This window comes from Paenibacillus gyeongsangnamensis (assembly GCF_027533625.1).
Classification (GTDB): domain Bacteria; phylum Bacillota; class Bacilli; order Paenibacillales; family NBRC-103111; genus Paenibacillus_G; species Paenibacillus_G gyeongsangnamensis.
This window is the reverse complement of record NZ_JAQAGZ010000012.1, coordinates 105,529-118,319: the sequence shown is the minus strand read 5'-3', so window position 1 is coordinate 118,319 and position 12,791 is coordinate 105,529. Positions and strand designations below refer to the sequence as shown.

At 57.9% G+C, this 12,791-nt stretch carries 14 protein-coding genes; 1 reads left to right on the top strand and 13 read right to left on the bottom strand.

Annotated features, from left to right (window positions below; all coding sequences use genetic code 11):
• Positions 1-23: 23 nt before the first annotated feature.
• From O9H85_RS19120 to O9H85_RS19100, 5 genes are all read right to left on the bottom strand, one after another.
• Positions 24-440, bottom strand: coding sequence for a DoxX family protein (locus O9H85_RS19120; protein WP_269883017.1), 417 nt, complete (start codon positions 438-440; stop codon positions 24-26).
• Positions 441-589: 149 nt separating this feature from the next.
• Positions 590-1,444 carry a M56 family metallopeptidase gene (locus O9H85_RS19115; RefSeq protein ID WP_269883016.1) on the bottom strand — a complete coding sequence of 285 codons (855 nt, stop codon included), beginning with the start codon at positions 1,442-1,444 and terminating at the stop codon, positions 590-592.
• 3 nt (positions 1,445-1,447) lie between these two features.
• Positions 1,448-1,861: a BlaI/MecI/CopY family transcriptional regulator gene (locus O9H85_RS19110; RefSeq protein WP_269883015.1), complete on the bottom strand. Its 414-nt coding sequence runs from the start codon at positions 1,859-1,861 to the stop codon at positions 1,448-1,450.
• Between the two features lie 66 nt (positions 1,862-1,927).
• Entirely contained in the window at positions 1,928-3,283 is a 1,356-nt protein-coding gene (locus O9H85_RS19105; RefSeq protein WP_269883014.1) for an FAD-dependent oxidoreductase, read from the bottom strand.
• Positions 3,284-3,334: 51 nt separating this feature from the next.
• The gene (locus O9H85_RS19100; protein WP_269883013.1) at positions 3,335-3,952 is read right to left on the bottom strand and encodes a PadR family transcriptional regulator; all 618 of its coding nucleotides are present in this window, start codon (positions 3,950-3,952) and stop codon (positions 3,335-3,337) included.
• Positions 3,953-4,130: 178 nt separating this feature from the next.
• Here O9H85_RS19100 and O9H85_RS19095 point away from each other — a divergent pair, with 178 nt between their 5' ends.
• Complete coding sequence (locus tag O9H85_RS19095; protein WP_269883012.1) at positions 4,131-4,604, top strand: hypothetical protein; 474 nt, start codon at positions 4,131-4,133, stop codon at positions 4,602-4,604.
• 76 nt (positions 4,605-4,680) lie between these two features.
• Here O9H85_RS19095 and O9H85_RS19090 read toward each other — a convergent pair whose 3' ends face one another.
• From O9H85_RS19090 to O9H85_RS19055, 8 genes are all read right to left on the bottom strand, one after another.
• Complete coding sequence (locus tag O9H85_RS19090) at positions 4,681-5,649, bottom strand: quinone oxidoreductase family protein (protein WP_269883011.1); 969 nt, start codon at positions 5,647-5,649, stop codon at positions 4,681-4,683.
• Positions 5,650-5,950: 301 nt separating this feature from the next.
• Positions 5,951-6,586 carry an NAD(P)-dependent oxidoreductase gene (locus O9H85_RS19085; RefSeq protein ID WP_269883010.1) on the bottom strand — a complete coding sequence of 212 codons (636 nt, stop codon included), beginning with the start codon at positions 6,584-6,586 and terminating at the stop codon, positions 5,951-5,953.
• 186 nt (positions 6,587-6,772) lie between these two features.
• Positions 6,773-7,588, bottom strand: a complete 816-nt coding sequence (thiM, locus tag O9H85_RS19080; protein ID WP_269883009.1) for a hydroxyethylthiazole kinase — start codon at positions 7,586-7,588, stop codon at positions 6,773-6,775.
• Between the two features lie 127 nt (positions 7,589-7,715).
• Positions 7,716-9,122 carry a glucuronate isomerase gene (uxaC, locus tag O9H85_RS19075; protein ID WP_269883008.1) on the bottom strand — a complete coding sequence of 469 codons (1,407 nt, stop codon included), beginning with the start codon at positions 9,120-9,122 and terminating at the stop codon, positions 7,716-7,718.
• A 223-nt stretch (positions 9,123-9,345) separates the two neighbouring features.
• Positions 9,346-9,894, bottom strand: coding sequence for a 6-phospho-3-hexuloisomerase (gene hxlB / locus O9H85_RS19070; protein ID WP_269883007.1), 549 nt, complete (start codon positions 9,892-9,894; stop codon positions 9,346-9,348).
• Entirely contained in the window at positions 9,891-10,532 is a 642-nt protein-coding gene (gene hxlA / locus O9H85_RS19065) for a 3-hexulose-6-phosphate synthase (RefSeq protein ID WP_269883006.1), read from the bottom strand. Before hxlA ends, hxlB begins: the two co-directional genes overlap by 4 nt.
• Positions 10,529-11,821, bottom strand: coding sequence for an MFS transporter (locus O9H85_RS19060; RefSeq protein ID WP_269883005.1), 1,293 nt, complete (start codon positions 11,819-11,821; stop codon positions 10,529-10,531). Before O9H85_RS19060 ends, hxlA begins: the two co-directional genes overlap by 4 nt.
• The gene (locus O9H85_RS19055; RefSeq protein ID WP_269883004.1) at positions 11,808-12,785 is read right to left on the bottom strand and encodes a sugar kinase; all 978 of its coding nucleotides are present in this window, start codon (positions 12,783-12,785) and stop codon (positions 11,808-11,810) included. Before O9H85_RS19055 ends, O9H85_RS19060 begins: the two co-directional genes overlap by 14 nt.
• Positions 12,786-12,791 lie beyond the last annotated feature (6 nt).

Genomic DNA, 12,791 nt, shown 5'->3' with positions numbered 1-12,791 from the left:
GCCCCCTTTCCGAACGCTATCCGTTATGCCTGGCTCGACTCGGTCGTCCTGCTGCGGCTGCGGAACCAGCCGTCAATCGAGAACAGACCGTTCCCACTGATCAACAGCTGCAGCGACATCGCGAACAGCGCCAGCTCCAGCTCAAAACCGCCGATCAGCCCTTTCGAAGACTTGACGGTCAGTATAACGCCCAGCATAATGACGGAGAACAGCGCTCCGAACACCCGGACGCCGAGCCCCAGGATCATGCAAATGCCCCCGATCAGCTCGATGCCTCCTACGACGGTAGCCAGCATACCGGGCAGCCCGACTTTCTCAAAAAAAGCCGCCGTATTCTGAATGCCACCTTGAAATTTCACCAGTCCGTGCAGGAAAAAGGTGATCCCCAGTACGATGCGCACGATCAATGCGCCCAAATCCATCGCCTTCCATTGCACCATCGTACATTCCTCCCTGTTTCCGTTAGTTGTTATATGACATGATGAATGCTCCTGCAGCCGTTATTTCGATCGTACTTCACCTTCCCCGCCCCGATCACCTCCTTGCCAGATTTCACACTACATGATGTAGTGTTTGTAGGTAAAAAAAATTAGGGCAGCACAAAGAAAAACAGCGACCCTAACAGAAGCGTGGTCTGGATCGAGATCATCGTCGGCGTGAGCGGCAGCCCCAGCGGGAGCTCCTCTTCCGGGTTCAGGATCAGCCGGATGCGGTAATTAATCGACGTATCGGCGAACGATACGCTGGCATACGGCCTCCGCGCGGACGAAGCCTCGCCTTGCTTCAGAAGCTTCAGCAGTGCGCTCCCGAGCTCGGCGGAGGACCCTAGCCTGTTCATCGCCTCGTGATCCGCGAGCACTTCCCGGACGATGGTATATTTATGATACAACCATGGCAGTAAAGGAATGTACCAGAGGACCGAGGCGCCGAGCGACATGAGGAACGTCTTCAGCGGGTCGCCGTGCTTCCGGTGATACTGCTCGTGGTAAACGACCACTTCGAGCTCTTCCGGCTCGAGCAAGTCGATCAGTCCCGTGGACAGAATGATCTTCGGCTTCAGCAGATTCATCGTGAACGCCAGCGGACGCTGCTGCTCCACCACCATGATGTGATCCCGGCCGCCGCTGAAACGCCGGTTAAGCATGCGGGAGAGCCGCACTTCCTCCGCCGCCTTCAGACGCCGGTAAGCCCGTCCGGATAGCAGCAGCTGCCGCCCGGTGCGAAGAATAAGGGAAAGAATGGTATAGAGCACCAGCAGGTTCAGCGCATACACTAGCGAGGACCAGCCGATAGCGACTGCCGTTCTCGTGCAGAATTGGATCAGGTTATGCCTGATTTCCCAGCCGAGCAGCATATGCATCGCGTACAGGGTCATCTGGACCAACAGGACGCCCGACAGGGCGAGTCCTGTGATGAACATAGTTTTGGACCTGTTCTCCCACATGGGCTACCGTTCCTTTTTGAGGGCTTTGATTTTTTGCTCCAGCTGTTCAATCAGCGCGGGGTCGGCATCCTCCAGCTCATCCAGCATATGGCTGACGACCAACGGACCGAATTCCTCCATCAGATCGTGCGTCAGCTCCTTAGATTGGGCCTCAAGAAATTGCTCTCTCGTCAGCGTCGGACGATATAGCGAGCTCCGCCCGTTCGCCCGTTTCTGCAGCACGCCTTTATCCACGAGCCGGTTCATGACGGTCATCACGGTGTTGAAGTTGGCCGGCTGCTCCTGCGCCAGCTTCGACTGCACATCCTTGATCGTCATCTCCGGCCCATCCCAGAGAATACCCATGATCTTGGCCTCAAGCGGCCCGAAGAACCGGTTCAACCCGCTCTCATTTGTTTTAAAATGCTGTATTTTCACGGGGAACACCTCACACTACTCATTGTAATGTTGCGGATGAACCGAGTCAAGCCCGCACGTTTGCGTTCAAAGCTCGTCGTAGCGGTCCATTCCCCGGGAATGTTCCAGATTGGCGGCCATTTTCCGCTTTATGGCGGGAACGGCGTTGACGATCCGCATTCCCGTTCTCATGACGGCAAGCGCGGCGCGCCCGATGACCGGCTTGTGCATGACAGTGTTGTCATCCATCTGCTTCCTGAACTCCAGCACCGCCTCGAAGCCGTACTTGATCATCTTGGCCTCGTATTCGTGTACGGCCTGCTTTAAAGGCTTTCCTCCGTCATGGACCTCGAGCAGCTTGGCGCACAGGAGAGCCGCGTCCCGAAGCGCCGTATTGGCGCCCACGCCCTTACCCGGCGTCATCGTATGGATCGTATCGCCGAGCAGCGTAACGTTCGTGGTTTCCCACGTCTCGACCGGCACCGACGTGCGGATGTTGATGGTAAAAAGCGATGAAGGATCGGATTCGGCGAATAGCTGCCGAAGATCGGGATGCCAGCCGGGTGTCATGTCCAGCACCATCCGTTTTAACCGCTCTCCGTCCTTGATGTCCATGGGATTGGCGGGAAAGCTGCGGCGGGATGCCCAGAAGCCCCACATGATATAGTCCCTGGTGTTGTCGTACAAGAGGCCCGGCCAGCGGGACAGCAGCTCGGCGTCATTGCCGCCGATGCCGTGCTTAATCCCGTTCCGGTCCCATTTGAACTCCATCGCGTGGAGGATGAGGCCGTAAGCCTTCGGCGCCATGACCATCGTCACGCCGTGAAAAACTTTGTGCGGCAGCAGGGCCTTCGTCCGCTCATTGACCGGGAGCTTGCCTCCGATGCTGACGATGCCCGTATCTTCCAGCTTGGCGTGCGGCAGCAGCTGCCTGCGTACCGGCGAATTCGTGCCGTCGGCGCCGATGAGCAGATCCCCGTCTGCGGAGGTGCCGTCCTCGAAGAAGGCGGTTACCTTCCCGTCCGGCCGCTGCTCGTAACGGACGAACTTTTTGTCGAAACGGACGATGTCCTCGAGCCCCGTCAACAGCACCTGCCGCAAGGTCATCCGGCTTACGGATTTCTCGCTGTTCACCGAGTCTTTATCCGGACTCAGCTCCAGGCTGAGCACCTCCGTCTGACGTTCGGTGAGCATATTGAAATACCTGGGGGCTCTGGCACAGGTCGCAACGAAGATATCGAACAGCTCCGGAGGCAGGCATTTCTTCAGAGCCCGGCTCCCGTCCGGACTGATGCCGACGCGGTAGCCCTGCAGCCCTCCCGTACGCGTCCGGTCTCTCTCGTATACCCCGACTGCGAGGCCCGCCCTCTTCAAGCCGTGAGCCAGACACAAGCCTCCGGTGCCGGCACCGATAATGATCACTTTCAACGGAACTTTGGACATGACGCTTCTCCTCCTCACAGATGGATTTATATGCGTCCGGATGACGACGGATTACTCTTGGCGATCCAGCCGCTTCGCGATCTCCCGCAGCCATTCTTCATCCCAGGCAAGCGCGCCGCGACCGATATCGCGGACGACGGACCTCACCCAGCTCAGCTCGGCGGAGAGCACCTCCGCCTTGTATTCGGATTCCAGCATGAACAACCGGGGAACAATATCCTTATAAGTCTCCATTGCTTCTGCGATGTGCCTGATTTGATCTTCCAGGACAGCGGCTCTTCTCTCGAGCTGCTCCCGGACCTCCTCGGCGCTCAGCAGCGCCAGGAAGGAGACCGCCGCCGGGAAGTCGGGGAACTCCTCCGACGGTACGGCCAGCATATCGCGCAGCCACTGCCGCAGCAAGGCGCTTCCCGCTTCCGTGGCTTCATAGACGGTCCGGTCCGGCCGTCCCGCCTCCTGCAGCGTTTCTCTTACGGCGATCAGTCCGTCGCGCTGCAGCCGTTCGATGGTCTGATAAATGTTCGCCCGCTGGCGAACGTTAATAACCTCGTCCTTTCCTCGTTCTTTGATCAGCTGCTGCATGCGGTAAGGGTGCATCGGTGCTTCGGCTAATAGAGCCAATACGGCAAGGGCCAGTGGAGATCGTTGGATTGGTTTTGTATTCTTCATAGTCATAATATTACTAGTTGTAATATTACTATGTCAAGTGTGCATTCGCCCGGTTCTCTCCCCGATCGTCTTTCAGGAAGGCTTCAGGCTTTGCTTAGCTTGGCTTGGCTTTGGCCTCCGAGGCCTGTATGCTATAATGAAGCCAAATCCAACCATACCCGAATAGCGGAGGCTGTGCATGCTGAGTTTTGAAGAGAAGAAGCGCATTATCGAATCGTTCCCGGAGCTGACGCGCAAGGAAGTGTCCCTCGGCCGGGTGAATTATCATTATGAAGAGAGCACCCAGGAGAAAAAGACCGTCGTCTACCATCTCCATCCGAACGGCAACGGCTTCGTCTACGGCGGTCTGCTATCGGGCCGGGAAACCGACGACCGCGGCATGATCAATATCCGCGACAGCTCCGAGGAGGAGCTGCGGGCCTTGGTGCAGGCCTCGATCCGTTCGCTCGCGCCGAAGACGCAGAGCGAGCAGGCGGTCGCAGGGGACGTCTCCCATGAGGAACGCTGGATCGGGCCGGACAATCAGACGCTCCTTCTCATAGAGGAGGATGATCTGTGGTACGTCTACTCGGGGCTGAACCTCGAGATGGCCTTCGATACTTACGACGAAGCTGAGGCGTATTTGAAGGAAGAGGGCTTCGCCCGGCCGTAGCTCCCGCCGCTCCCGGAAAGAAACAAGCACGCTTCCGCTTCAGGCGGGAGCGTGCTTGTTGTCATTTTAGCGGAATTTATGGGATCAGCAGAATCTTCCCCGTGCTTGCCCGGCTCTCCAGCCACCGGTGCGCCTCCGCCCCTTCCTGCAGCGGGAAGCGGTGAGGCGGCGTCAGCCGCAGCCGGCCCTCGGCCACCCATCGGAACAAATCTCCGGCCCTGGCGATCCGGTCCTCCCGCGTCGTCACATGGTTCCACAGGTCGCCGCCCGTCAGCGTCTTGGACGTATCCATCAGCATGCGCGGATCGATAAAGGGCGGGTCGCCCCCGGCCATCCCGAAGAAGACGACCGTCCCTAGCTTCTTCACCGCCGCAAAGCTGTCGAGCAGGGTCGCCCCGACGGAATCGTAGGCGGCATCCAGCCCGGCGCCCCCGCGCGACCACTTCAGCGCCCGGTCCGGCCAATTCTCCTCCCCGTACAGCAGCACCTCGTCGGCTCCCGCGCTCAGCGCCGCCTGCCGTTTCTTCTCCGACGAGGTAAGCCCGAGCACGCGGGCACCGCGCAGCTTGCACAGCTGAACGAGCAGCTGGCCGACGCCCCCGGCTGCGGCATGGACGAGCACCTCGTCGCCTTCTTTTACCCGGAAGCTGTCGTGTACCAAATAATGCGCCGTCATCCCCTGAAGCAGCAAAGCCGCCGCCGTATCGAAATCGGTCCCCTCCGGCAATGGAATCGCCCGTTCCGCCGGCACCGACACCAGCTCCGCGTTGGCAAAGGGCACATCGGCGAACGCCACCCGGTCCCCCGGCTGAAAGCCCGAGCCTTCCGGCGCGTCTTCCACGATGCCCGCCCCTTCGTAGCCCAGTATGTAAGGCGGCTCGCCTTCCAAATGATAGCTGCCGCGTCTGCGGTAAATATCCGCATAGTTGAGCCCGATCGCCCTGGTACGAACGATCAGCGCATCCGGCTGCGGAGCCGGGTCGGGAACGTCCGCGATGTGCAGTACCTCCGGTTCGCCGAACCTTTTGAATATTAATGCTTTCATGGCAACATTCTCCTCATGATGGTGTCCTGGTTGTTAGGGTTCCATAGTATCCGCCATTTCATGAATACACAAGGCATCCGTTCTATATCCGCTATTCTACCATCAATGCACGCTTTTTCCGCTTCTTCAATTCCTAACGATCGCTCCGGCATCGCTAACTGCTGATCATTTCGCCACCGTTGATGTGCAGGAACCAGCGAGACATGTAAGGGCGAATCCTCAATGGCCAAAGTAAATAAAAACAGCTCTGACAATACAGTGTCAGAGCTACGCTCGCCTTGCTATTTCATTCTTGTCCCCGTTAATTCGCCGCGGTAAAACGTTCCCGGTGATAAGCCGGGCGCTCCGCTTCATCCAGCATGGCCACGGCGTAATCTTCCGCCGAAATGCGGCTCTCCCCTTGCTCGTTCACGACCACACGGTCCTTATCCTTGCGGTATCGGCCCGTGCGCTCGCCCGGCTCAATCAGCCCGGCCGGACTGAACGAAACCCAGTCCAGCTCCGTCTCTTGGCGCAGCACGTCCAGCGCATCGGAGTGTGCAGCGGCAATCGGTTTCACGAAATCGGGGAACCCCGGCATATCGATCAGCTTCACGCCCGGCGCGACCTCCAGACTGCCGGCGCCGCCGACGGCGAGCAGACGGCCTACGCCAGAGCGCTTCACGCCCTCGATCAGCGAACGGGTCGCACGGACGAGCTCCTGTTCTTCTCCGGTCTTCGGTCCGTAGGCGCTGATGACCGCGTCATGGCCTTCGGCCGCCTTGGCAATGCCGGCTGCGTCGAAGATGTCCCCCGCGGCTACGCTCAACCGTTCGTTCTGCACGGAAACGCCGGCCGGATTGCGGGCGATGACGGTCACTTGATGTCCCCGGTCGAGAGCTTCCTTCAAGATCCGTTGGCCGATTGTACCGCCGGCTCCAATTAATGCAATTTTCATGATGAAATCCTCCTTGTAGGTTTATTCAAAATGGAGTTAGGCTGCAGCAAGCCATGTGGTGTATCCAATATGGTTACAACATATGCTAAAAAAATCGCCGCCGTCACACTTGCCCGGCAGCGGATTCGGCTTCATGCAGCCATCCGATGTAACTATTATAGTTACGACTACATGCCATTGTCAACCTTAGCTTCTTTTTTCCAAAGAGCCGTGCCGGACAATCTCTTCCTCAGATAGCCGGTACAACCGGTTGAGCAGCTCAATCTGGAAGCTTCCGGGGCCCTGTGCCTCCGTCTTCTCCGCAGCGAGCTCCGCGGCCACCCCATAGCTGAGCACCGCCGATACCGCCGGACGCAGCAAGCCCTGCTCTCCGGCCGCCGCGCAGAACGCTCCGACCACCGAGGTCAGCAGGCAGCCCGTTCCGGTAACCCGCGTGAGGAGCGGATGGCCGTTATGGAGCACGTATGTTTCTTGACCGTCGGTTACGTAATCGTCCTTGCCTGTGACGGCGACCACCGCGTTCCACTCCCGGGCCGCCGAGCGGGCCAGCTCCGCCACATCGCCGCTGCCTTCGCCGGCGTCTACTCCTTTAATATGCCAATCGACGCCGATGACATTCGCAATCTCCGCCGCATTCCCCCGTACGACGGAGACGTTCACTTCCTTCAGGATGCGCCGGGATGTCTCCGTCCGGTAGGAAGTCGCTCCCGCCCCGACCGGATCCAATATGACAGGCACCCCATGGCGGTTGGCCGATTGGCCGGCCAGCAGCATCGCTTCCACTTCCGGCGCGCTCAGCGTCCCGATGTTCAGCACGAGCGCTCCGGCGATCGCCGCCATATCCGCGACCTCCTCCTTGGCATACGCCATCACGGGCGAGGCGCCGAGCGCCAGCAAACCATTGGCGGTGAACTGGGTCACCACCACGTTTGTTATGTTATGCACCAGCGGGCTAATCTCCCGTACCTTGCGGAGATCTGCGGCTATGTCTTGAAGGTTCATGTTCGATTCCTCTTTTCCTTAGTTTTGTTCCTTCGTTATTCTTGCTTCCGATTCTAAAACAAAATCCCCCGGCTGCACAAGCAGCCGGAGGATATCTTATGAGATAGAAGATAAGCGCCGTACCAAATTAGAAGCCGAAATATTCCTGCGCGTTGTTGTACGAAATATTTTGCACCATGCCGCCGAGCAGCTCCAGGTCGTCCGGCGCTTCGCCGTTCTCGACCCATTCGCCGATCAAGTTGCACAGAATTCTGCGGAAATATTCATGACGCGTATAGGACAGGAAGCTGCGGGAGTCCGTCAGCATGCCCACGAAACGGCTCAGCAGCCCGAGGTTGGCGAGCGCCTTCATTTGCTCGATCATGCCGTCCTTCGTATCGAGGAACCACCAAGCGGAGCCGAGCTGCATTTTACCTGGGATGCCGCCGCCCTGGAAGCTGCCGATGAGCGAGCCAAGCACATAGTGATCCTTGGGATTCAAGGAATAAACGATCGTTTTCGCCAATTTCTCTTCGCCGGCCAGCGTATCAAGCAGACGAGCGAGCGGCTGCGCGAGCGTGTTGTCGTTGATGGAATCGTAGCCGGTATCCGGACCGAGCTTGCCGAGCGCATAGTTGTTGTTGTTCCGGTGCGCGTTGATGTGGAACTGCATCGCCCAGCCGAGATCCGCGTACAGCTTGCACATGAACAGAAGCGTGTAGGTTTTGTACTGCTTCTCTTCCTCGAGGGAAACGGCTTCGCCCTTCAGCGCCTTGGCAAAAATCGCCGCCGCCTGCTCCTTCGTCGTTTCGGCGTAAGCCACATAGTCGAGCGCGTGGTCGGACACGCGGCCGCCGACGGAGTCGAAGAAACGGATCCGGGATTCCAGCGCAGCCAGCAGCTGATCGTAGTTATCGATCGCTCCGCTGGAGACGTCGGCAAGCTTCGCTACCCATTCCGTAAAGCCCTTGCGGTTGATTTCCAGGCCCTTGTCCGGACGGAAGGAAGGCAGCACGGCCACGTCGAAGGACGGATCTTCTTTGATCTTGATATGCCACTCCAGGGAGTCCGTAGGGTCGTCCGTGGTGCAGATCACGCGAACGTTCGATTTCTTGATCAGATCGCGTGCGCCGAAGCCGTCGCCGCTGAGCTGGGCGTTGACTTTCTCCCAGATCGCCGGAGCGTTCTTCTCATTGATCAGATCGTATACGCCGAAGAAGCGCTGCAGCTCCAGGTGGGACCAGTGGTAAAGCGGGTTGCCGATCGTGTTCGGTACCGCCTTCGCGTAGGCCAGGAAGCGATCGTAGTCGCTTGCGCCTTCGCCTCCGGTCACGTACTGCTCTTCCGCGCCGTTCGCGCGCAGCGCTCTCCACTTGTAGTGGTCGCCGTATAACCAGGCTTCCGTCAAATTCTTGAAGGTTTTGTTCTCATATATTTCCTGCGGGCTCAAGTGGCAGTGGTAGTCGATGATCGGCATTTCTTTGGCATAATTGTGATAGAGCTTCACTGCGGTTTCATTCAAAAGCAAGAAGTTTTCATCCAAAAACTTTTTCATAAATGATACACTCCACCTTTATCATAAGATAATGTTCACGTGAACATAAAACGTATACATTTATGGTACTCTTTTTCCCCGGAAAAGACAATGGCATATTGTGAACGTGTTCAAGAAATGATTTGCAGATCATTCATTCCCGGGGAACGGACCCTCTCGGACCCTCGCTCGCAACGCAAAAAGACCTCCCTTGGCTGCGGATAGCCCGGGAGGCCCTTCAGTTTTATTCCACGTTGCTGTGCTTTTGAAACGCGCGATGGTGATCGACATCCCGCAGCGCGGCATATTCCAAACATACCGCATCGAGCGCCAAATGGACGCACTGGTCGAACAGCGAGCCGAGGGGTTGAATGCTGGCCGCCTCGCCTTCCCTGCGGTATTTCGTCGCAGCCGGCAGGTGCAGGACGTCCGTAGCGCATTCGCCCAGCGGGGATTGCCCGTTCGCCGTGACCGCGATGATCCGGCATCCGAGCTCCTTCGCCCTTTCCGCCACCCACAAGACGTTCTTCGTCGTTCCCGAGCCGGACACCGCTACCAAGGTATCCTCCGCCGCCATCGATGGGGTGATCGTCTCGCCCACGGCGAAGATCTCCGCGCCCAAATGCATCATCCGCATCGCGAACGATTTGGCCATAAGACCGGAACGGCCTTCTCCGACCACAAAGATGCGGCCTTCTCCCGCGAGCTTCTCCGCCGTATCGGCGATTGCCCCTGTATCCATCCGGTCAAGCACTGCGTCGATTTCGGACAAAACCGCTTTTAGTTTACTCAACTCCGTTTCACCTCCTTCACTTGATCGACAGCCCGGCGCAGCTCGCGAGCCGCCCTTTCTGGGTCGGCTGCCCCGGTAATGGCGGAGCCGACGATCAGTACGGAAGGACCGATGCCGAGAAGCCCAGGAAGCGTTTCAAGCGTGATGCCTCCCGCCGCAGCTATCCGCCGTTCGCCTTCAAAGCCTGCGAACCCGGGCGTTTGAAGCCTACCTCCCGAATACTCCTGCTCATCCTTGCCCACATGCAGGCAAAAGATCGCCTTGCGATGCTGCAGCAGCGCCGTCCGTTGCGCTTCGGTCGTATGAAGCAGATCGATCATGACCTCTTTGCCGAACCGTTCCGCCGTTTCCATGCAAGTCCCGACGGTAACCGGAGGCGCCGCCCCCATCACGGTGGCCACATCCGCCCCGGCCTGGTAGCACAGCTCAAATTCATATTTCGCGTTATCGAACGTCTTCATGTCCGCGACGATCACTTTTTCCGGAAAAGCCGTCTTCAGCGCATGAATGCCGGCCATGCCGAATTCCTTGATCAGCGAAGTGCCTGCTTCGATCCAATCGATATAGGGGCTGACTCGCTCCGCCATCGCAACGGCTTCCGGGATCGACATGCGGTCCAAAGCCAATTGAAGGTTCACAGCGTCTTTACCCCCATATTCGATTCCGCCGCCTTTTCCTTAGCCTTGACGCTTACCATCAGGGTCAGGATCGAAGAAAGCAGCAACGCGCCCGCCATACAGAGATATGAAGCGCCGAAGCCTCCGGTAACTCCGTTCAGATACCCGACGAAGTAAGAGCCCAGGAAAGAACCTAGCGCCCCCATGCTGTTGATTAATGCCATCGCGCCTCCGGCGACGTTCCGCGGCAATATCTCGGGAATAATCGCGAAGAACGGCCCGTACGGAGCGTACATCGCCCCTCCGGCGATAATCAGCAGGATATACGAAATCCAGAAATGCTCCGTGCCGATAGCGAAAGAGGCATAGAAAGCGATTGCACCGAGCAGCAGAAAAGGCCAAACGAAAATTTTCCGGTTTAACGTCTTATCCGACAGGAACGAGGCAAGGAGCATCGCAATCACCGCCAATACATAAGGAACGGACGATAGCCACCCGGTCGAAACCATGCTCATATTCGGAGCCGCTTTAATGATGGAAGGCAGCCACATGACGAAGCCGTACAACCCGAGACTCCAGAAAAAATACTGCAAGGAAAGCTTGATCACCGTTGCCGAACGGAACGCTTCGCGGTAGTTTTTGACGGGCGTAAGGCCGGTTTGCTCCAGCTGCAGCTCATCTTCAAGCGCTTTCTTTTCTTCGTTAGTCAGCCAGCCAACTTCCGAAGGTCTGTCTTTCACAAGCTTCCACCAAAACAAAGCCCACACCACCGCAGGCAGGCCCTCGATGATGAACATCCATCTCCAGCCCAGCGAGGAAACGAGGTAGCCGGAGAGAATCGACATCCACAGCACCGTAACCGGATTCCCCAGAATCAGAAAAGTGTTGGCCCTGGAACGTTCCTTTTTGGTGAACCAGTGGCTTAAAAATACGAGCATTGCCGGAAAGACAACGCTTTCTACAACTCCAAGCATGAACCGGATGACGGCAAGAGCCCCGACGTCATTAATAAATCCCGTTGCGGCAGCCAGGCCTCCCCACAGGATCAGCGCCCAGAACACCAGCTTTTTGGCGCTTTTTTTCTCGGCATAATGAGCCCCCGGAATCTGAAAGAAGAAGTATCCGAGGAAGAACAACGCTCCCAGAAGAGAGGAGATCGAGCTCGTGATGCCCAAATCCTTCGCCATCCCCGCCGCTGCGCCGAAGCCGTAATTGGCCCGGTCCAGATAAGCGAGACTGTAGGTGATAAATGCAATGGGAATCAGATGAAGCCAGCGGACTTTGCTCAACGTTCCTTTAACGGTTTGCATAGGTTGCTTCACTCCTGTTCAAGTAGGATTGAATATAAGCTTCCAGTCTATCCGCAGTCGGGTAGCCTTCATAGTCGCCGGAAGACTGCACGGCGAGCGATCCGATCGCATTCCCGCGAAGAACGGCTTGGCGAACCGGCAAGCCCGTCAGCAGCCCGCTTACGGTACCGACGGCAAATCCGTCGCCCGCTCCCACGGTATCGACCACTTCAGCCGCCGGAAAGCCGGGGACGAAGCCCTCTTCCGTTTCACTGCGATAGTAAGCGCCTTCAGCTCCCATTTTAATCACGACGAGCCGGACTCCCTGCGATAAATAAAACTCCGAGATCCTATGCGGATCCGTCGATCCGGTCAACAGCCCCGCTTCTTCGAGACCCGGCAGAACCCAATCTGCCTGCACGGCCAGGCTGTTAACGGTGCGGACCATCTCGCCCCGGGAGGACCACAGGGAAGGCCGCAGGTTCGGATCGAAGGAAACGGTTCTTCCCGCCTGCTTCATCCGCTTCAGTACAAGCTGAGAATATTCCCGTGTCTCCGGGGATAAAGCAGGGGGAATTCCGGTCATGTGCAAATGCCTTGCTCCCAGATAATCGTCCTCCCGGAAGTCCCCGGGGCTCAGACGGCTTGCCGCCGAGCCTTTACGGAAATATTGGACCTCCGGGTCCCCCTCCGATACCTTCGATTTCAGCTGAAAGCCGGTAGGATGGCGCCGGTCCGTTTGAACCGCGCCGATATGGACCCGTTCCGCCTCCAGCAGCTCCTTCACGCATAAGCCGAATATATCCGCCCCCACTTTGCTTACCCACCCGGCCTTGAGCCCGAGTCGGGCAAAGCCGATAGCGGTATTCATCTCGGCGCCGGCCAGACGTCGGGTAAACCGGCTCACCTGCTGAAGCTCTCCGGGATGATCGGCTACAAACATGACCATCGCTTCTCCGAAGGTCACCACATCTAACGGAACCATTCTCGC

Bases quoted from the DNA above. Each gene is read 5' to 3' on its own strand.
- thiM (WP_269883009.1), bottom strand. From the start codon at position 7,588: ATGAACCTTCAAGACATAGCCGCAGATCTCCGCAAGGTACGGGAGATT.
- O9H85_RS19095 (WP_269883012.1), top strand. From the start codon at position 4,131: ATGCTGAGTTTTGAAGAGAAGAAGCGCATTATCGAATCGTTCCCGGAG.
- O9H85_RS19060 (WP_269883005.1), bottom strand. From the start codon at position 11,821: ATGCAAACCGTTAAAGGAACGTTGAGCAAAGTCCGCTGGCTTCATCTG.
- O9H85_RS19100 (WP_269883013.1), bottom strand. From the start codon at position 3,952: ATGAAGAATACAAAACCAATCCAACGATCTCCACTGGCCCTTGCCGTA.
- O9H85_RS19115 (WP_269883016.1), bottom strand. From the start codon at position 1,444: ATGTGGGAGAACAGGTCCAAAACTATGTTCATCACAGGACTCGCCCTG.
- O9H85_RS19105 (WP_269883014.1), bottom strand. From the start codon at position 3,283: ATGTCCAAAGTTCCGTTGAAAGTGATCATTATCGGTGCCGGCACCGGA.
- O9H85_RS19085 (WP_269883010.1), bottom strand. From the start codon at position 6,586: ATGAAAATTGCATTAATTGGAGCCGGCGGTACAATCGGCCAACGGATC.
- O9H85_RS19055 (WP_269883004.1), bottom strand. From the start codon at position 12,785: ATGGTTCCGTTAGATGTGGTGACCTTCGGAGAAGCGATGGTCATGTTT.
- uxaC (WP_269883008.1), bottom strand. From the start codon at position 9,122: ATGAAAAAGTTTTTGGATGAAAACTTCTTGCTTTTGAATGAAACCGCA.
- O9H85_RS19120 (WP_269883017.1), bottom strand. From the start codon at position 440: ATGGTGCAATGGAAGGCGATGGATTTGGGCGCATTGATCGTGCGCATC.
- O9H85_RS19090 (WP_269883011.1), bottom strand. From the start codon at position 5,649: ATGAAAGCATTAATATTCAAAAGGTTCGGCGAACCGGAGGTACTGCAC.